Raw genomic sequence first — 17,123 nt, 5'->3', positions numbered from 1 at the left:
TTAATGGTTATGGTGGTCAGTTGGTTATCGAAAAAGGGATTTCGAAAGAGCGTGGCTTTACCGCTTATGTTCGCAGTTATAGCCGGCATCATGAGCAGCTGTGGCGTAAACTCGAGCTCAACACATACAAATGCAGATGCAGATGCAGGGATGGCCTCATCAGCTTCGGATGCCACTCACTATGATATCTCTTGGACGATGCATCAGAATCTTCCCGTCGCTGAGGATGCGGAGATGGTTCAGTATATCGAGCAGAAATTCAATGTGAATTTGGCATTCTGGAATGTAGAGAACAACAAATATGAAGCGCTTCTGGACATGAAGCTGGCGCAGGGAGAGATTCCGGATCTGTTCCGAATCCGGCAGCCGCAGGATTTGCTCAAATATGAACAGCAGGGCGTACTGGCCGAAATACCGCAGGAGATGCTGGAGAAATACGCGCCCAATCTAATGAAGGCGATTCGGGAGAATGCGCCTGACTATCAGAACTATGGCGTTATCGATGGCAAGTATTACGGTATTCCGGTCATTAATCCAACGAATATTTATCGTATTCCTGTTGTTTATCGGAAGGATTGGCTGGACAAGCTTGGCTTGTCCGTGCCGCAGACGCTGGATGAGTTCGAGAAGGTCATCTATGCCTTCACCAATGATGATCCAGATGGCAACGGCATCAAGGATACGTATGGGTTATCCAGCGAAGGAATGAACGTTGTATTTGGCGCTTTCGGGCAGATCGTATTCGCCGATCAGCTTTATTTTGGCGTAAAGGATAAGGAACTGGTGGTCGGCGCCTTACAGCCGGAGATGAAGGAAGCGCTGCACTATCTCAGCAAGTGGTATAAGGACGGCGTCATTGATCCAGCGTTTATTACCGGGGAGAATAAGGGCGGCTACAAGCATCTCTCGCATTCTTTTATTAATGGAACGATCGGGATGACCTCTATGGGCAACTACTATCACTGGATTCAAGATGGTGACTATTTGACATGGAATTCGAATGGCGAAGAGGTTCCGGTAGAAGCGACCTTCAACATGGAGGAACTAACTGCGGTTGACCCAAATGCCCGAATTGTGTTTGGTCGGCCCTTCAGCGGACCAGATGGGAAGCGGGGCTCCAAAGCGTACGATATGCTCATGAGCTTCACGGCGATTGGTGCCGATGCTGCTAAGGAGCCGGGTAAAATGGAGAAGATTCTTCAAATGCTGGACTACATGAGCGCCAATCCCGACCCGGATGAGGCTGCAACTATGAAGTATGGCATCCAGGGCAAGCATTGGCAGTGGGCCAGCCCTACCAAGGAGGATGTCATCATCCTCCCGCCGTATGACCAGAAGTTCAGCTATCAGAACACGATCGGCACTGGCTTAGGGATGACCGTACCTATCATGCCTACGGAACGAAGAGAGAAATGGGCGGCGACGTTAGGGCTGGATCAGGACGGCATCTACAATGCGCTTGAGGTGTCGACACCATCACTAATCAAATACGGACCAGAGTTAATCAAGCTCAAGAACAAAGCTTATATCTCGATCATTACAGGCGATAAGCCGGTGGACTACTTCGATGCGTTCGTGAAGGAGTTTATGGCGGCGGGCGGGACGCAGGTGCTGAAGGAAGCGAATGAGTGGTATGGGGAGCATGAGGTGAAGTGATGAAGTGTTGAAGATTAGGCTGGGAGAACCGTATGGCAAAATGCCCGACCTCATGTGGTCGGGCTACTCGTGATGGAAGAGCGCACATCCATAAGCAAATCGAAGAAGTGGTTCAAGGTCAGCTTGCTGTGGAGAATAGGGGGATAGGCTTTTAGGTTCCCCGGTGTTAGGAAATACTTTATGGCGTTCGGACGCTGGCCATGATGAGGGGCAGTGCCTGCTCTGCGAGTGCTTCTACTGACTCACTCCGGGTTTGTTCGCTCCATTGCAAGACAATACCATAGATCGACCAGCTGATCACCGTCGATTTGATCTCCTGGCTCCTGGAATGTCGGGTGTCGAGGGGCTCGAGCTGCTGCAGGCAGGCCAGGATGATCTCGTAAAGATTCTTTTTGGCGTTTGCTTCGAGAGAGGCAGACAACGTCAGCTTGCGATTAAGGCGATGCGTCGTCTCCAGATGCCAGTCGCATACGGCCAGCATCAGGCCGCGTACGAGCGCAGTTCCGTCGTTGCCAGGATCAGCGGGAATGCGCCGACGGATCGCTTCTTCCAGCAGTTCGCCTAGCGTCTCATCGAGCAGCTCGAATTTATCCTGAAAATGGCCGTAAAACGTCGCCCTATTCAATTCGGCCCGGTCGGTGATATGTTGAATCGTAATCGAAGAAAACTCTTTCTCTGCAAGAAGCTCGATCAGCGCGTTTCGCAGCGACCTTCGCGTCTTTTTGGCGCGGGGGTCTTCTTTGTTGACGAGAGATGTCATTTTGCATCGCTCCTTCCATAGCAGCTCCGTTGCGATACCCGTAAATCGCCAATCTGGCGAAAATGTTGCCTAGCCGACAAATCGACTTTTTTGCGCATGGCTTGCTCGCGGGTTGTTGTATATGATGCTAATTGACGGGTGTCGTATAGTCAACATCAACAGCACTCGATTTATGGAGGTACGGGCATGAAAATAGCGATTTTCGGTGCTTCCGGCCGGACGGGACACTTCGTGATGGAGATGGCTTTGCTGGGAGGGCACGACGTCGTAGCCTTCGCGAGGCGGCCGGAAAATGTCAGACTAAGCCACGAGCGGCTCACTGTCATCGAAGGTACGATTGCGGACCGCGAACGGATCGAACGGGCAGTGGAAGGAGCGGATGCGGTCATCGAATTGATGGGAGCCGTTAGCAAAGGGACGGAGAACATCATCGCCGCGATGAAGAAGCACCGGGTGCGGAGGCTGATCGCTGCTTCTGCACTGAGCGTGAGTGATCCGAAGGACAGATTTCAATTGGGGCGCCAGTTGCTTCTTGCGATGGTCCGTATGATCATTCCACGCAACGTAAAGGAAGTCCGCAGGGCGGCGGAGCTTGTTCGTGCCTCCGACCTAGAGTGGACGCTAGCGAGAATTCCGATTCTGACCGATAAGCCTGGCGGATTTCCTAAGGCCGATTACTACGGCCATGGTATGATCGGAATAAAGCTGACGAGGGCGGACCTGGCTGCGTTCCTTTACGGCCAACTGATGGACACGAGATTTATCCGCCAAGCTCCCGCTGTCAGCAGCGGGCCGTCAAATAATTGTTTATAGGAGGTTTCCGATGAACCTTACCATTTTCGGAGCGTCTGGAAAAACGGGTCGGTTGTTGGTACAAAATGCGCTGGAGCAAGGCCATAAAGTCACAGCCTTCGTCCGCTCGCCGGAGCGGCTCGGGCTTTGGCACGAGCGTTTATGCGTGGTAGTCGGCACATTGGAGAACGACGAGGCGATCGAGCGCGCGGTCATCGGAGCCGACGCTGTTGCGGAATTGGTCGGTACCGTCAGTGAAGGAATCGAACGGATTATTGCAGCGATGAAACGACACGGCGTTCGCCGCCTGGTCGCGGCATCCGCATGCAGTGTTTCGGATCCAAATGATCTCCCGGATTTCGAGCTATCTTTGTTGGTTTCGTTCGTGGAAAGCCGTCGTCCAGAAAATATTCAGGCCGTTAGGAGAACGGCCGCAATCATTCGCGACTCGGACCTAGATTGGACGCTAGTCCGTATCCCGGTGTTGAACGACCGACCAGGCGGTGGCGCGGTGGCGGTCGGCTATCCTGGACACGGCGAGGTGACGATCTATTTATCGCGGGCCGATCTCGCCTCTGCGGTACTGAGAATAATGGAGTCCGACGATCAGATCCGGAGAGCGCCGGTTGTCAGCAATTCGTTGCAGCCGGCAAGTGACCGTTAACTCCATTCTCGGTAAACTCCACAGAGTTCGGGCATTCTTTTGACGACTCATGTATCCATTATTAGCTGCAACTTGTACGAGACGGATAAGAGACCCCTTACGGAAGGGGTCTTTGAGTGTTCCAAGGTCATAAGTAAGGTGAAATTTTGATTGCGAAGAGCTGTTTTTCTAATATCCAATAACTATTTGAGCTATCGCAGTTCGAAATAGGGTAAAATGGTACAGACTATAAGGAATGAGGACTGAAACCATGGATAAAGATGAAGTAATATTGACGCAAGAGGGCTTGGAGCAGATTGAGGAAGAGCTCCGCGAGCTCAAGACGGTCAAGCGTAAGGAGTTAGCGGAGCGGTTGAAAGTGGCGATCAGTTATGGCGATCTTAAAGAAAACAGTGAGTACCATTCTGCCAAGGATGATCAGGCGCACATGGAAACTCGAATTTTGGGACTGGAGCGGATACTAAAGCGGGCACGAGTCGTGAATGCGGACAGTGTGGACTTGAATGAAGTCAGCGTAGGTTCTTATGTGATCTTGAATGATATTGAATTCGCCGAGAGGATCGAATATCGCATTGTCGGTCCGGCTGAAGCCAATGTAGCGGAGAACAAAATTTCTTACGAAAGCCCACTCGGAAAGGGTCTTTTGGGCAAAAAGGTAGGGGACATAATTAACGTAGAAGCGCCAATGGGCAACCTTCAATATGAGCTGCTCGAAATCAAAATTTGAAAAGTGTCTCATGTGAAAGGCACCCGGTTGGGTGCCTTCTTCGCTCTTTGGATGTTACGGTGAACCGTTTCATAAGTAAAGGAACTGTTTAATCCCGAAAAATTCGTGGGGGGCTGTTACTGCACGAACTTCTCGGCGAAAGCCTTAATCCGATCGACGAAAATCCCTTGCAACTGATCGGTGCCTTCCTTTGGTGCCTTGTATGCTTTATAGCCACCGAATGATTCGATACAGAGCGCCGCTTCTCTTAGGGCGGCTGGAATATTATTCTCGATAATCTCCTCCGTCTCCTTCGGCTTCTCGTTGCAAATAAAGTACCCCACGGTTTTCTTTAGGAGCTCGTCATGATTCTTTTTAATAAAATCCCGAATCGGCTTGTATATTTTCCCGTCTCTTACTCCCGCCCCCAGAATGATACGGTCGAATTCCCCGATGGCAGGCTTGTCCGTCTCCAAGTTGCATGTCATGCAATTCGACAGTTGCTCCGACAATACGTTTACGCATTGCGCCGTTGCTCCGGTTTTTGTTGCGAATAGAACGAGCACAGCCATTGTTTCTCCCCCTTATCTCGTTATGATTTGTTGCGCGCATTCGAATGAAGATGATGGATCTGATCCTCCAGGACCGAGCTCGCTTGGCCAAGGAATTGCGTTATGAGCGCGAGCTCTTCATCCGAGTAGGAAGAGGCCAGCTTCACTATCTCCGCATGAAGCTGAAGGTAGATGGAGCTGACGTCCTCTTTGTTCTCGTATAGCGGGACGATAATCACCTTGCGGCGGTCTTGCGGATCGGGTTGCCGTTGAACAAAGCCGTTCTTCTCTAATCGATCGATTAACGCAGTAACGCTCCCTGTCGTAAGCCCGGTCAGCTTCGCGAGTTCGCCTGCCGTGACAGGGCCTTTCTCATTGAGGATATCGATGGTTAAGAAGTCGTTATTGTTTAACCCGAGAGCGGTCGCAACGCTTTGCTGGTAGAGCACCGTTCGGGCTCCTAAGCTTCGCATGCGTAACGTGAGAATCTCCTGCTGCTCCGTTGATTGTATTTGCCGATCGGTTGACAAATGGAGTCCTCCTTTTAGGATGCATAATATCTTGACAATCAAGATTCTTTATAAACAATATACTTGATGGCGTAATATAAATCAACTTTCCTATAGAAGGCAAGCAAAGATGGCAAAGGGAAATAAGATGGCATCATCCTTGGAGGATTGCTGTCAGCCATTCTTATGGCATTGATGAATAATACCATCGTTGCAAAGGCAATTGGCACGATCGTCGGGGATCAAAAAAGGCTGTAGAACCTGCTTTCGAGCGGTTCTGCAGCACCATTTGGAAACGTTTTATATTCGGACTTACAGTGGACGCGATCGCCTCTCTCGGGTAACATAAGTAACGGCAAGTTTCTGTTGTAAAGGATTACGTTTCAAAGGGGCAGTCAATGAACAAGACAGATCGTTTGTTGGCCATCGTGCTGGAGCTGCAAGGCAGGAAAGTGGTGCGTGCCGAAGATTTGGCGGCACTATTCGAAACCAGCGTGAGGACCATCTATCGCGACATTCAGGCGCTAAGCGAAGCAGGCGTCCCGATTACAGGCACTACAGGCGCAGGGTATTCCTTAATGGAGGGATATTTTCTACCTCCTATCCGTTTTACAATAGAGGAAGCCGTGACTTTGCTTATCGGAACGGAATTTATTGAGCAACGATTTGATGATGATTATCGTAATAGAGCGAATATGGCTAGGAGGAAAATCGAGGTCACTCTATCAGACAGTGTCCGCAGTGAGGCCTCCCGTATACGCAAGTCGCTGCGATTGCTCGCTCCTGGCAAACAGGCAGCTGAGTCAAACGAAAGGGAAAATCTCGATAAGATCCGCCGCGCTCTGTTAGATGGACGAAAGATCAGTTTCCATTATTCAAAAAGAATTGCGGATTCCACGGGGGGCCGCCATAGCGAACGTACCGCCGCTCCTTACGGCCTTGTACTCGTTGAAGGGTCGTGGATGCTTGTTGCCCGGTGTGATCTACGCCAAGACATTCGCCATTTCCGTTTGTCCCGAATGGCTGAGCTTATCGAACTAGACGAACGATTCGAACTCCCGCCGCATTTTGACTTAAGGGAGTATACCCCTTTAGACGATCGCCACTTGCGAGTCTGCCTTCGATTTGACCATGACATTGCAGATAAGGTGAAGGAATCGAACTATCATTACATAGAGGATGCGAAAGAGCATCAAGATGGATTGGATGTGGTCTTACGCGTTCGGCTGCAGGATGAAGTGCTGCAATGGGTGCTTGGCTGGGGAGCGGGCGTAATCGTGTTGGAACCCGAATCATTCCGAAATCGGATTCGCGAGGAAGCCCAAAAAATGCTAAAACGCTACTGACATAACGTTGTCAGTAGCGTTTTTTATAATGGGACATGTAAATGTAAAGGCGATAGAGAAGTGAAAAGTATGTTTTGCAACGGCTGCGGGACACAGCCGAACCAATGATTACAGGAAGGATGATAGCTTGTGAATTTCGCTTCTGTACGCATCATTACTGACGACGTGGATCGTCTCGTCGAGTTCTATGAGAAAGTCATGGGGGTTTCGGCGGAACGACCCGCGCCCGTATTTGCCGAACTCGTTGTGCCATCATTCACCCTTGCAATCGGCCACTCCCAGACGGCGCAGCTATTCGGCGCCGATTCCGTAGCAGCGGCCAATAATCGGACTGTCATTATTGAGTTCCGCGTGGACGATGTCGAGGCCGAATATGTGCGCTTAAAGCCGTTTGTCGATAATTGGGTAAAGGAACCGACCACGATGCCGTGGGGAAACCGTTCCATGCTGTTCCGCGATCCCGACGGCAACCTCCTTAACCTCTTCGAGCCGGTGACCGAGGATGCGATTAAACGGTTTAGAGGAAGACATTAAAGGGCAGTAAAGGTGTCGCCCCGGGTTATTGAAGAAAAAAGAAGCTTTATGCTATTTAAACGCGGCCAGATTCGTTGTCCCCAGCGTCCGAGTCAGTTGTACGAAGCTTTCCAAGACGTCGCTTACTCGAGTACGAACCTCTTCGTCCGCCAGAACGCCGTCCGCGTCGAACGCTTGGGTTCCGAATCCGACCGAGATCCATTCGGAACAGTTGATGCCGTGCAGATTGCGGACTATCGTCTGCAGGTGGGTAAGCGAGCTAACGCCGAGCGGACCGCCTGCGGAGCTCACGGAGAGGACGGGCTTGCCCGCTATCAGAGTAGGATTCACGTAATCCAGGGCGTTCTTGAGCACTCCCGATAGGGAGCCATGATATTCCGGCGTTGCGAGGACGATTCCATCCGATTCTGCGAAGGTATCCAGCATGTGCTTCGCGTTCGGGTGAAAATCCCAGTTATCCGGAGTGAAGAGCGGAAGCGGCAGCTGCGCAAGATCGATCAAGGTAACCGTGATGTTCTGAGGCTCCAACAAGCCCTGCATATACTTCAGAAGATTCGTGCTCGCCGCATTCGCGCGGTTGCTGCCTGATACTAGGGTTATTCGCATCATAAACAACGCCTTCCCATTTGAATTGTTCTGTGGAGAGATGTGGTTCTCAGTCTACTCGACCTCATTCACTCCATGAACGAGCGTTCGTTCGAAATGTCATATCTTTGAATGTCCATTCTCATCCTGTTTCCCCACTTCATTAAAAACGGCGCCGATTCATGTCGTTCTACATGAGCGGTAAGCGATTCTTGATCTTCCCACCGCTGAACAGTCAGCATGCGCCCCGCGCTTTCATCCTCCAAAGCAAAGGCATAAAAGAGGCATCCGGTTTCAGTTCGCGTGCTGGAAACGATGTCCTGAACGTCTGCAGTGAACTCGTTTACGTCAGACGGATTTAGATGTACGTAGCCCATGAGTAGAATCATTGATGCTCATCCCTCCGCCGTGAGTACGATCTTGCCTTGAATGTGCCCACCTGCGGCTCGTTCATGCGCTTTGCGAGCATCGGCAAGCGGAAACATGCTGTCGATGGCGACGCGAATCGTCCCGGCATCGAGCAAGCGCCCTAATTCCGCCAGCTGCGGACCGTTCGAGCGCACTTGGGTCATTGATACCGTGACGCCCTGCTTTGCGGCCTCCTCGGCGTCGGAGAAGCCTAAGAACACTGGGAACAAAGCGCCGCCACGCTTGATAGTACGCAAGAAACGACCGGTAGTGGGCCCGCCGAGGGTATCGAGGACGAGATCAACGTCATGAGCGATGTCCTCAGGAGGACTCTTGGTGTAGTCAATGAATTCGTCGGCACCGAGATCGCGAAGGAACGACTCATGCTTGCCCGATGCCACTGCGATGACGCGAGCACCTTTCCATTTAGCCAGCTGCACCGCTAAGTGCCCAACGCCGCCCGCGGCACCATTAATGAGTACAGTCTTGCCGTTTAGCGGCAACGGGCGATGCATCTCCGGTTGAAGCGGGTTCGGCTCATTGTGTCCCAGCTCAATTAGGAACTGCCATGCGGTGAGTCCTGCCATCGGTGCCCCTGCTGCGTGCACATGATCGATGCCTGCCGGCTTGCGTGCAAGGTCCGACGCTGGCGCGGCGACATACTCGGCATAAGCAGCGCTCTCTCCAAAGCTAGGAAAGCGAACCATGCCGAAAACTTCATCACCGACGAAGAAGTTCTGCACATCCGTGGCAACCGCTTCGACGACGCCCGACACGTCCGACCCTAGAATGACAGGAAAGGGCACCGGCGGCCGCCACTCAGGAGGAAGATCTCTATATCCCTCGCGCAGGTACCAGTCGGGGGGATTGATACCAACCGCGTGAACGCGGACAAGCACCTCACCCGGCTTCAGCTCGGGAATCGGCGCCTCCTCGTAACGCAGTACCTCAGGACCGCCGAACTCATGCTGACGAATCGCCTTCATTGTATTTGTAGACATCTTGTTTTCTCCTTCCATGCAGATGAGTTATACTTACCTGAGCAGTGCTCCATATAAAAGGATCACTGCTCCGTTTTAATTATGCGGAGCACTGCTCCGATTGTCAAGGAGGATTTCTATGCGAGCTGATGCAAAGAAAAACTATGAGCACATACTCGCAGTCGCGAACGTCGTTGTAGCTGAGCACGGCGTCGATGCATCGCTGCGTGACATCGCTCGCAGAGCTGATGTCGGGCTTGGCACGCTGTATCGCCATTTCCCTACGAGAGAGGCGCTGCTCGAAGCCCTTCTCCGTTCAAGCTTTGACGAGTTTACGGCAAAAGCACGCGAACTCGAAACTGCGAGTAAACCAGATGATGCACTCGTGTCGTGGCTGCGTGAAGTCGTTGCATTCACGGGCAACTATCAAGGTGTCGTGGACGTCATGATGGCAGCCAAGGAGGACCCGGAGTCCGCGCTCCACGCTTCATGTGTCACGATGCGCTCGGCGGGCACGCGACTTCTGGCCCGTGCTCAGGCTGATGGTCTAGCGCGTACTGACATGGAAGGTGATGACCTGTTCTCGCTTGCTGCTGCGCTTGCGTGGCTCAGCAACCAGCCGTCGTCCGCGCCAAGGGCTGACTATCTCTTCAGCATTATCGCGAGCGCGATCCTGACGAATATACAGAGGATTGAACCGAGGGATGGGGAACTATAGCTCCACCACAAACGAAGGCAGCCGATCATGAAAAACGATCGGCTGCCTTCGTTCAACGAGCAGGATGGTTCAGGACGCTGAACAAGCCAGCGCAACACGACCTGAGCGACGGACTTGTTGTGTTTTTCTGCGATCGAAGCGAGCACTTCGTTGCCGAACATGTTGCCCAGCCAGCCCTTCGGCGAACGGGGCCCACGATTGGTGCTGCACGCTCTGCTCTTTCATAAAAGCGGCGTTCTCGATCTGCTGGTAGAACGGGTGTGTCTCGACCTGGTTGACGGCGGGCACGATGTCGTTATGCACGATGAGGTCCATAAGACGATATTGACGAGCGGGCACTTAAGGTGTTCGCTCTTTTATTTGGTCATTACTGCACGTAATTAGAACAGATTAAGGGACAAGAGCCTGCTATGGCTATTAACGTAATAGTCGTTATGATATTGACAATGCTGAAGTTAGTGTATAATATAAATTAACGTAATGATCGTTATGATAAAATCCGATCAACGGGTAGAGAACCAAACACTAAAAAATACGCAAATTAAGGGGGAAGGATACATATGACTAGCAAATTTAATGCAAAGTCAACTGCCGATCAGGTGCTATCCGCTGTTAATCTTAAGGGGAAACGATTTCTCATTACAGGCGCATCATCGGGCATTGGCCTCGAAACCGCCCGCTCACTGGTCGCTCACGGCGCAAGCGTCGTCGGCACAGTGAGGGATCTAGTAAAAGCGGAGACGTCCATCGCGTCGGTCCTTAATGCCGCGGCGCAGGAAGGGGGCAGCCTGGAGTTGCTCGAACTAGATCTCGCATCTTTGCAAAGCGTTCGCGCCTGCGCGGATATACTGTTGGCGGACGGTCGGCAGCTCGATGCTATTATCGCCAATGCCGGCGTCATGGCAACCCCGTTCGGCCGAACGATCGACGGCTTCGAAGTCCAGTTTGGGACAAACTATCTTGGCCATTTCGCTTTGATCAATCGGATCGAGCCGCTGCTCGCCGATAATGGACGTTTAGTGGTCCTGTCATCCCAAGCTCATCGTGCCGCTGATGTCGATCTTGTGGATCCAAATTTTGAGCATCAGGAATACGACCCATTTGTCGCCTATGGCCGATCGAAAACGGCTGCTTCGCTCTTTGCTGTGGAATTCGATAAACGGCATCGTAATCGGGGTATCCGAGCTGCGTCGGTGATGCCCGGGAATAGTGCTACCGATCTTTCGCGCCATTTCTCGCAGGAAGGCTTGCAGGGTCTTCTCGAGAATGTTGGCAAAGCTCGCGCCGAAGCAGGACTGCCGCCGGCGGAACTCAAAGAAATCGCGCAGGCAGCCGCTACGTCGGTTTGGGCCGCAGTCGTGGCTGACAAAGACGAAATCGGAGGACGTTATCTCGAAGATTGTGCAGTCGCGCCGATCGATGACACACCAAACCCGTTTGCCGACGGCGTAAGATCGTATGCACTCGATGCGAACAAAGCGGAGCAGCTCTGGGCAAAAAGCGAGGAAATGATCGGCGCGAAAGGTGCATACTTATGACCGTAATCGGCATCATTGGCGCGGGCGAGGTCGGCAGCCAGATCGCGCGTGCGGCTATCGCCAACGGGTATGAGGTCGTCATTGCCAATTCGCGAGGACCCGAGACGTTGAAAGGCCTCATTGATGAGCTCGGCCCGTCAGCACGCGCTGCGACTGCGGCCGATGCAGCCGAGGCTGGCGACTTCGTCGTCGTGGCCGTCCCCCTTAAGCTGATCAACGACATGCCTGTGGAGCAGCTTAAAGGTAAGATCGTGCTTGACACGAACAACTACATGCCTTGGCGCGATGGTCATTTCCCCATGATCGATTCTGGCGCGATGACCGTTCATGAGCTCCGTCAGATGCAACTTCCTGCGTCGAAGGTGACGAAGGCCTTTACCCATATCCAGGCCCCCCGTCTCTTCATTTCGAGTAGACCAGCTGGCGACCCCGACCGCCATGCATTATCGGTCTCGAGCGACTTCCCTGAGGCCACGGAACTCGTAACGCGGCTGTACGATCAATTCGGTTTCGATACGGTCGACAACAGTCCATTGAGCGAGTCATGGCGCAGCGGTCCCGGCCAGCCGGCTTGGGCCGCGCATATGCATCAGACTCGTGCCGAGCTGATCGCAAATCTCGCCAGGGCGCAACGGATCAACTCGAAATGAGTCTATTAATTTCTGTACAAAACAAAGAAGCTCCCACTTATCGGGAGCCTCTTTGTTTTTTATGTGGTTCTTTATAACGATATTCCTTTGTGCAAAGGATTAGGAAGACTTTCCGGAACGCGTAGAACTGCCGCAAGGCCAGGTGGAGAGCGCTTGCTCGGCAACGGCCTCCAGCATGTTGCGGCTGAAGCCGGCCTTGGCTTGAACAGCCATACCGTGGAGCACGGCCATCACATAGGCAGCTAGCGCAGCACAGTTCGTATGCTCCGGCAGATCTCCCTCCCGTTGTGCCCGTTCGAAACGATCTCGCAGCGAAGCCTCTCCATCCGCGCGTGCATCGATCAGTGCACGCCGAATAGGTTCGGATTCATCTGAGCCGGCTAAGTCGCCGTGGACATATAGACACCCCTTGTGATCAGGGTAACGAGTTTGCAATTCGGCCGCCCCGCGAAAGATGCGTGCGACTACCTCCCGCGAGGTCGGCAGCTCCAGCGCCGCCGGAAAGAAATCATGGTAGTGCTCGTAATAGCGCTCAAGAACTCGGCGGAATAACGCCTCCTTGTTGCCGAACGCGGAGTAGAGCGCGGGGCGTTCGACGCCCGTAGCTTGCGTCAGATCAGCATACGACGCGCCCTCATAACCTTTTTGCCAGAACACGCCAAGTGCTGCGTCCAGTGCCTGATCGATATCGAATTCGCGGTTGCGTCCCATTTGTTAATCACCTAGCCTTTTTGTGAAGTTCGAATTTCCATCCGACTTCACGTTCCATTTTCTATCCTTTATCATAACACGCGTTACGGAATTCTGCGAGTCTGGACAACATCATCATTCAGGAACATAGTGCGATCGTAGTCCATTAATTAAGCATTACGTTCAAGATGAACTAACCCCCACTGAGCCATCGATTGCATGACAGGGATAAAGGTCTTGCCGTATTCACTGAGGGAGTATTCGACTTTCGGAGGAACTACCGGGTAGACGGTCCTCACGATCAAATTATCGCTCTCCAGTTCTCGCAGTTGTTCCGTTAACATCTTGCGGGTAATGGGAGAAATTGCGCGTTGGAGTTCGTTAAACCGCATGGTACCGCGTGCTAGACGCCATAGAATAACAATCTTCCATTTCCCTCCGATCACTGACAGCGTTGCCTCCACAGGACAGCCACTCATGTACAACATCTCCTAACCTTACAGTTACTTTTTGGGTACTATGTCACGAAAAAGTGCGTACTTATGCGATTGAGACTTAGAAAAGTATACTACATCAAGAAACGACACAATAGGGAGGAAATTGTTATGCCGATCGATCCTCAAGTTCAAGTTGTCCTTGAAAAAATGAAGCAGCTGGGTGTTCCGCCTCTGCATGCGTTAGCCGTGGAGGATGCGAGAAAAATCAACTTAAGCGCGATGGCTGAACAGCCGGAAGAAGTTTGGAGAATTGACAATCGAATAATTGCAGGTCCGATCGGCTCCATTCCGGTGCGGATTTATACCCCTCGAAGCGAAGCGCTTTTACCGGTTATCGTTTATTATCACGGTGGAGGTTGGATGGTCGGTAATCTTGATGCAGCAGATGTGTTGTGCCGTAGGCTGGCTAATGGTGTGAACAGTATAGTGGTCTCTGTGGATTATCGCTTGGCACCGGAGCATAAATTCCCTGCTGCAACTGAGGATTGCTATGCAGCGCTGGTGTGGGTTTCAGAACATGCTGCCGCTCTCGGTGCGGATGCCGATCGTATTGCGGTTGGTGGAGATAGCTCAGGTGGAAACCTTGCCGCAGTTGTGTCATTAATGGCTCGGGACAAAGGGTTCCCATCCGTCAAGTTTCAGTTGCTGTTCAATCCGGTTACCCATTACTCGTTCGATACGGATTCATACATAGAGAATGCAGAAGGATACGGTCTAACAACAAACACAATGCGGTGGTTCTGGAACCACTACTTGGTGAAAGAAACGGATGGACAGAACCCTTACGCTTCACCGTTATTGGCTCCAGATCTTAGCGGTCTGCCGCCAGCACTCGTTATCACTGCCGAATTTGACCCTCTGCGTGATGATGGGGAAGCTTACGCCGAGAAATTGAAAGCAGCCGGGGTTCCAGTAGAAGCGAAGCGCTATGCTGGCATGGTCCATGGCTTCATGCTCCAAACAGGCGCCTATGACCAAGGAAGAAAAGCTGAGGAACAAGCCATAAACGCATTGCGGAAGGCTCTACATAATTAGCAGCAAATGGGGAATCCGAAGTAGTGGTCAAACAGGAGGGTCCTACTTGTGTAGGTATTGCCGAATGTCAGGGAAAGTAATGATCGAAGCTGATTCCGATTACTTTAGGGCGCTCAGAAGAGCGCCCTGTTCTGTTTAATAGAAGAGCAGTGGATACACGCATCACATGGCATCGAAGGCCGGCTTCAGAACAGTTGCTGCCCACTGGCGGAAGCTGGTGGGCGAGGCGGTTTCCGACGTGCGCCGGAGCGCATTGTTGATCCCGTCCGCTCCGGCAATGTCCATGTCCACCATGCTCTGGGCCATAGCCTCCGAGTAGCCGATGCCAAGAAATAATTGCTTGTAGCTGTCGAGCGACATCTGCTCGAAGCGGATCGGCGTGCCGAGCACCTCGGTAAGGGTCTCTGCCATATCCTCATAGGAGAGGTCTTCCGGTCCGAGCACGGCCAGACTCTTCTGTCCAATCCACTCCCGGTCGAGGAGAAGCCGGGAGGCTGCTTCGGCAATGTCACAGGTGGCTGTCGTGGGGTTCTTCTGGTTGCCCGGGATCGTGAAACGAATCAAGCCCTCGTTCTTCATGAAAAACAGTTGTCCTAGCATGTTGTCCATGAAGGAAGGCATCGTTAACGCACGAAAGTGTACGCCTGTGCTTCTCAACAGATCTTCCATTGCCAGCGATGCCGAGATATGACCCGCGTAGCGCTGCTGACCGCGGCCAAGCGCGGAGATCGCCACGACTCGACGGACGCGATGACGGACGATCGCATCGGCTGCCGGGATACTAAACCGAACATAGGCGTCATAGACGCTTTCCGCTTGCTTGTCGGCCGGCACGAGCCAGAACACGGTGTCGGCTCCCTCGAACGCCCGATTGACGACGTCACGGTCGGCATGCGAACCCTGAATGACTTCGACTCGCTCACGAATCGCCTCAGGAAGGCGCCGCGGATCGCGGGCAATCACGCGGATGTCCTCACCGCTTTCAAGTACGCGTTCAAGCACCTGACGCCCGATTTTACTCGTTGGTGCAGTAATCACTATCATTTGCAATCATCCTCCCGTTGCTATTCGACAGTGTTGCTTACGCATCAGTATTGCGTATACTACACTATACGAGGGATATTATTGTAAACCCGCAGTTTCAACAACCAATAAAGGGGGTCCAATTGTCGCGTAGGCAACATTCCAGCTAATTTGTTGTCCAAGGGGGAGATCGATCATGCCGGTTAATCTGAATGATCCACGCGTCAGCAGGACGCGTCTACTGATTATGCAGGCATTCACGGAACTCGTGGAAGAGCAGAAGAATGTATACTCGATTTCGGTGCAGGATATAACGGCTCGCGCTACCATTAACCGTGCAACCTTTTATGCTCATTTTGAAGACAAGTATGCCTTTCTGGATTGCTGGATAAGCAGGAAGTTCCAGATTCTCTTGAAGGAGGCCTTACCAAAGGGGAGGATCACAGGGACGGGTAGTCTGCGCACCGTAGTCCAGACCGTATTCGATGTGCTGGCGCGATTCCGCCAGTACATGACGCACCCCGGCAACAGTCGGTTCGAGCCGATGTTCGAGATCGCGATGCAGAAGGAACTTTATAGCCTCCTGCTCGAATGGCTAAACGAAGAAGCGACGGTTTCGCCCGACAAGGTAGAAACGACAGCGCTCGTTGCCAGTTGGGGCATCTTCGGTGCAGCCGTGCAGTGGAGCAGAGATCCGCGGAACCTCACGTCGGAGACGATGGTGCATCGTGTATTGGAGGTTGCAGCGGCGGCCTTGGCACCAGTCTTGGGGGAATGACCCCATCTTTTGAAAGCTCAACTCAATTGCAATTGGCAATAGATCACGAGTTGGATTGCTCCCACAAAGTATTCAAATTAAAGGCTGCAACCTCGATAACGTCTTCTGCCATCGATTCCAATGAGCGGACCTGAGCGTCTCTGCTCCATTGCAAGGCGGATCCGAATATGCCCCAACTGACGACAAGAGCCCTAGCTTCCAGCTTGTCTTGAGATAGGCTTTGAAGGGGGGCCAATTTAAACCAATGGAGCAAGAGACGATACAATTCTCTTTGCATGGCTTTTTCAAGCATCGGCTCGAACTGCTTGTCCCCCGGCGTGAGGTACTGACGAAATCGCACTAGAAATTGAAAAATGGTTTGAACAAGGGTGCGCAGATTGTCATTGCTAAAGGCTGAATCGTCAGGCAGTCTTTTTCTGATAATGATTTGAAATTTCTCCGTCATCCAATACTCGAGAAAGTTAAACTTATCTTCAAAATGGGCATAGAAGGTTGCGCGATTCACGGATGCTCGAGCTGCAATGTCTTGCACGGAAATGGAATAGAGGTTTCTCTTTTCATCAAGAAGATCATTGAAAGCTTGCATAAACAACTGACGGGTTCTTTTTACACGGGGATCGTCGGGATTTACCGGCAAACTATATCACCCTTCCTTATGGCTTTCAAAAACAAACAAAACGGCCATTGTGTCGGGAACCCAACG

Annotated in this window: 21 protein-coding genes and 1 pseudogene; 11 read left to right on the top strand and 11 right to left on the bottom strand. The window is 52.1% G+C overall.

Translation table 11 applies throughout. The annotated features are described in order from the left end of the window. Nucleotides 1–9 precede the first annotated feature (9 nt). Entirely contained in the window at nucleotides 10–1,656 is a 1,647-nt protein-coding gene (locus tag DFQ01_RS13770; RefSeq protein WP_110044469.1) for a type 2 periplasmic-binding domain-containing protein, read from the top strand. A 178-nt stretch (nucleotides 1,657–1,834) separates the two neighbouring features. Here the strand turns inward: DFQ01_RS13770 and DFQ01_RS13765 are convergent, their stop codons facing one another. Beyond that, a complete protein-coding gene (locus tag DFQ01_RS13765; RefSeq protein ID WP_110044468.1) occupies nucleotides 1,835–2,416 on the bottom strand; it encodes a TetR/AcrR family transcriptional regulator in 582 nt (193 codons plus the stop codon). 186 nt (nucleotides 2,417–2,602) lie between these two features. Here DFQ01_RS13765 and DFQ01_RS13760 point away from each other — a divergent pair, with 186 nt between their 5' ends. From DFQ01_RS13760 to greA, 3 genes are all read left to right on the top strand, one after another. Continuing rightward, nucleotides 2,603–3,229, top strand: coding sequence for an NAD(P)-dependent oxidoreductase (locus DFQ01_RS13760; protein WP_110044467.1), 627 nt, complete (start codon nucleotides 2,603–2,605; stop codon nucleotides 3,227–3,229). Nucleotides 3,230–3,239: 10 nt separating this feature from the next. Further along, nucleotides 3,240–3,872 (top strand): NAD(P)-dependent oxidoreductase, encoded by a 633-nt coding sequence (locus DFQ01_RS13755; protein ID WP_110044466.1) that lies wholly within the window; start codon nucleotides 3,240–3,242, stop codon nucleotides 3,870–3,872. 250 nt (nucleotides 3,873–4,122) lie between these two features. Then, the gene (gene greA, locus DFQ01_RS13750) at nucleotides 4,123–4,599 is read left to right on the top strand and encodes a transcription elongation factor GreA (protein ID WP_110044465.1); all 477 of its coding nucleotides are present in this window, start codon (nucleotides 4,123–4,125) and stop codon (nucleotides 4,597–4,599) included. 116 nt (nucleotides 4,600–4,715) lie between these two features. Here greA and DFQ01_RS13745 read toward each other — a convergent pair whose 3' ends face one another. After that, on the bottom strand, nucleotides 4,716–5,150 hold the full coding sequence (locus DFQ01_RS13745) for a flavodoxin domain-containing protein (RefSeq protein ID WP_110044464.1): 435 nt from the start codon (nucleotides 5,148–5,150) through the stop codon (nucleotides 4,716–4,718). A gap of 20 nt (nucleotides 5,151–5,170) precedes the next feature. Beyond that, nucleotides 5,171–5,659, bottom strand: a complete 489-nt coding sequence (locus DFQ01_RS13740) for a MarR family transcriptional regulator (protein ID WP_110044463.1) — start codon at nucleotides 5,657–5,659, stop codon at nucleotides 5,171–5,173. A gap of 377 nt (nucleotides 5,660–6,036) precedes the next feature. Between DFQ01_RS13740 and DFQ01_RS13735 the strand changes: the two genes are divergently transcribed. Beyond that, on the top strand, nucleotides 6,037–6,984 hold the full coding sequence (locus tag DFQ01_RS13735) for a helix-turn-helix transcriptional regulator (protein ID WP_110044462.1): 948 nt from the start codon (nucleotides 6,037–6,039) through the stop codon (nucleotides 6,982–6,984). A gap of 129 nt (nucleotides 6,985–7,113) precedes the next feature. Then, a complete protein-coding gene (locus DFQ01_RS13730; RefSeq protein WP_110044461.1) occupies nucleotides 7,114–7,518 on the top strand; it encodes a VOC family protein in 405 nt (134 codons plus the stop codon). A gap of 51 nt (nucleotides 7,519–7,569) precedes the next feature. Here DFQ01_RS13730 and DFQ01_RS13725 read toward each other — a convergent pair whose 3' ends face one another. From DFQ01_RS13725 to DFQ01_RS13715, 3 genes are all read right to left on the bottom strand, one after another. Then, a complete protein-coding gene (locus DFQ01_RS13725; protein WP_342769991.1) occupies nucleotides 7,570–8,127 on the bottom strand; it encodes an NADPH-dependent FMN reductase in 558 nt (185 codons plus the stop codon). A gap of 65 nt (nucleotides 8,128–8,192) precedes the next feature. Then, entirely contained in the window at nucleotides 8,193–8,480 is a 288-nt protein-coding gene (locus tag DFQ01_RS32165; RefSeq protein WP_246862871.1) for a putative quinol monooxygenase, read from the bottom strand. A gap of 18 nt (nucleotides 8,481–8,498) precedes the next feature. Continuing rightward, on the bottom strand, nucleotides 8,499–9,512 hold the full coding sequence (locus tag DFQ01_RS13715; RefSeq protein ID WP_110044458.1) for an NADP-dependent oxidoreductase: 1,014 nt from the start codon (nucleotides 9,510–9,512) through the stop codon (nucleotides 8,499–8,501). A gap of 118 nt (nucleotides 9,513–9,630) precedes the next feature. Here DFQ01_RS13715 and DFQ01_RS13710 point away from each other — a divergent pair, with 118 nt between their 5' ends. Next, entirely contained in the window at nucleotides 9,631–10,209 is a 579-nt protein-coding gene (locus DFQ01_RS13710; RefSeq protein WP_110044457.1) for a TetR/AcrR family transcriptional regulator, read from the top strand. Between the two features lie 74 nt (nucleotides 10,210–10,283). Here the strand turns inward: DFQ01_RS13710 and DFQ01_RS32160 are convergent. Continuing rightward, nucleotides 10,284–10,530, bottom strand: a pseudogene (locus tag DFQ01_RS32160) (aldo/keto reductase); the annotation flags it as partial. A 239-nt stretch (nucleotides 10,531–10,769) separates the two neighbouring features. Between DFQ01_RS32160 and DFQ01_RS13700 the strand changes: the two are divergent. Continuing rightward, nucleotides 10,770–11,747: an SDR family NAD(P)-dependent oxidoreductase gene (locus tag DFQ01_RS13700; protein WP_110044456.1), complete on the top strand. Its 978-nt coding sequence runs from the start codon at nucleotides 10,770–10,772 to the stop codon at nucleotides 11,745–11,747. Next, nucleotides 11,744–12,397: an NADPH-dependent F420 reductase gene (locus tag DFQ01_RS13695; RefSeq protein ID WP_110044455.1), complete on the top strand. Its 654-nt coding sequence runs from the start codon at nucleotides 11,744–11,746 to the stop codon at nucleotides 12,395–12,397. Before DFQ01_RS13700 ends, DFQ01_RS13695 begins: the two co-directional genes overlap by 4 nt. 99 nt (nucleotides 12,398–12,496) lie before the next feature. On the opposite strand, the gene DFQ01_RS13690 is transcribed toward DFQ01_RS13695, so the two are convergent. Together DFQ01_RS13690 and DFQ01_RS13685 are read right to left on the bottom strand one after the other, a co-directional pair. After that, nucleotides 12,497–13,108, bottom strand: coding sequence for a TetR/AcrR family transcriptional regulator (locus DFQ01_RS13690; RefSeq protein ID WP_110044454.1), 612 nt, complete (start codon nucleotides 13,106–13,108; stop codon nucleotides 12,497–12,499). Nucleotides 13,109–13,257: 149 nt separating this feature from the next. Next, nucleotides 13,258–13,575 (bottom strand): winged helix-turn-helix transcriptional regulator, encoded by a 318-nt coding sequence (locus DFQ01_RS13685; RefSeq protein WP_110044453.1) that lies wholly within the window; start codon nucleotides 13,573–13,575, stop codon nucleotides 13,258–13,260. Nucleotides 13,576–13,692: 117 nt separating this feature from the next. On the opposite strand from DFQ01_RS13685, the gene DFQ01_RS13680 reads away from it, so the two are divergent. Further along, the gene (locus DFQ01_RS13680) at nucleotides 13,693–14,619 is read left to right on the top strand and encodes an alpha/beta hydrolase (protein ID WP_110044452.1); all 927 of its coding nucleotides are present in this window, start codon (nucleotides 13,693–13,695) and stop codon (nucleotides 14,617–14,619) included. A gap of 162 nt (nucleotides 14,620–14,781) precedes the next feature. On the opposite strand, the gene DFQ01_RS13675 is transcribed toward DFQ01_RS13680, so the two are convergent. Continuing rightward, on the bottom strand, nucleotides 14,782–15,663 hold the full coding sequence (locus DFQ01_RS13675) for an NmrA family NAD(P)-binding protein (RefSeq protein WP_110044451.1): 882 nt from the start codon (nucleotides 15,661–15,663) through the stop codon (nucleotides 14,782–14,784). 175 nt (nucleotides 15,664–15,838) lie between these two features. Here DFQ01_RS13675 and DFQ01_RS13670 point away from each other — a divergent pair, with 175 nt between their 5' ends. After that, complete coding sequence (locus DFQ01_RS13670; RefSeq protein ID WP_110044450.1) at nucleotides 15,839–16,420, top strand: TetR/AcrR family transcriptional regulator; 582 nt, start codon at nucleotides 15,839–15,841, stop codon at nucleotides 16,418–16,420. 43 nt (nucleotides 16,421–16,463) lie between these two features. Here DFQ01_RS13670 and DFQ01_RS13665 read toward each other — a convergent pair whose 3' ends face one another. Further along, nucleotides 16,464–17,057 carry a TetR/AcrR family transcriptional regulator gene (locus tag DFQ01_RS13665; protein ID WP_110044449.1) on the bottom strand — a complete coding sequence of 198 codons (594 nt, stop codon included), beginning with the start codon at nucleotides 17,055–17,057 and terminating at the stop codon, nucleotides 16,464–16,466. Between the last annotated feature and the right edge of the window lie 66 nt (nucleotides 17,058–17,123).

It is taken from the genome of Paenibacillus cellulosilyticus, from assembly GCF_003182255.1.
GTDB lineage: Bacteria > Bacillota > Bacilli > Paenibacillales > Paenibacillaceae > Paenibacillus_T > Paenibacillus_T cellulosilyticus.
This window is presented reverse-complemented; position numbering and strand designations above follow the sequence as displayed.

Coding starts and splice junctions, on each gene's coding strand:
- DFQ01_RS13770 (WP_110044469.1), top strand. CDS start 10: ATGGTGGTCAGTTGGTTATCGAAAAAGGGATTTCGAAAGAGCGTGGCT.
- DFQ01_RS13765 (WP_110044468.1), bottom strand. CDS start 2,416: ATGACATCTCTCGTCAACAAAGAAGACCCCCGCGCCAAAAAGACGCGA.
- DFQ01_RS13760 (WP_110044467.1), top strand. CDS start 2,603: ATGAAAATAGCGATTTTCGGTGCTTCCGGCCGGACGGGACACTTCGTG.
- DFQ01_RS13755 (WP_110044466.1), top strand. CDS start 3,240: ATGAACCTTACCATTTTCGGAGCGTCTGGAAAAACGGGTCGGTTGTTG.
- greA (WP_110044465.1), top strand. CDS start 4,123: ATGGATAAAGATGAAGTAATATTGACGCAAGAGGGCTTGGAGCAGATT.
- DFQ01_RS13745 (WP_110044464.1), bottom strand. CDS start 5,150: ATGGCTGTGCTCGTTCTATTCGCAACAAAAACCGGAGCAACGGCGCAA.
- DFQ01_RS13735 (WP_110044462.1), top strand. CDS start 6,037: ATGAACAAGACAGATCGTTTGTTGGCCATCGTGCTGGAGCTGCAAGGC.
- DFQ01_RS13725 (WP_342769991.1), bottom strand. CDS start 8,127: ATGATGCGAATAACCCTAGTATCAGGCAGCAACCGCGCGAATGCGGCG.
- DFQ01_RS32165 (WP_246862871.1), bottom strand. CDS start 8,480: ATGGGCTACGTACATCTAAATCCGTCTGACGTAAACGAGTTCACTGCA.
- DFQ01_RS13715 (WP_110044458.1), bottom strand. CDS start 9,512: ATGTCTACAAATACAATGAAGGCGATTCGTCAGCATGAGTTCGGCGGT.
- DFQ01_RS13710 (WP_110044457.1), top strand. CDS start 9,631: ATGCGAGCTGATGCAAAGAAAAACTATGAGCACATACTCGCAGTCGCG.
- DFQ01_RS13700 (WP_110044456.1), top strand. CDS start 10,770: ATGACTAGCAAATTTAATGCAAAGTCAACTGCCGATCAGGTGCTATCC.
- DFQ01_RS13695 (WP_110044455.1), top strand. CDS start 11,744: ATGACCGTAATCGGCATCATTGGCGCGGGCGAGGTCGGCAGCCAGATC.
- DFQ01_RS13690 (WP_110044454.1), bottom strand. CDS start 13,108: ATGGGACGCAACCGCGAATTCGATATCGATCAGGCACTGGACGCAGCA.
- DFQ01_RS13685 (WP_110044453.1), bottom strand. CDS start 13,575: ATGTTGTACATGAGTGGCTGTCCTGTGGAGGCAACGCTGTCAGTGATC.
- DFQ01_RS13680 (WP_110044452.1), top strand. CDS start 13,693: ATGCCGATCGATCCTCAAGTTCAAGTTGTCCTTGAAAAAATGAAGCAG.
- DFQ01_RS13675 (WP_110044451.1), bottom strand. CDS start 15,663: ATGATAGTGATTACTGCACCAACGAGTAAAATCGGGCGTCAGGTGCTT.
- DFQ01_RS13670 (WP_110044450.1), top strand. CDS start 15,839: ATGCCGGTTAATCTGAATGATCCACGCGTCAGCAGGACGCGTCTACTG.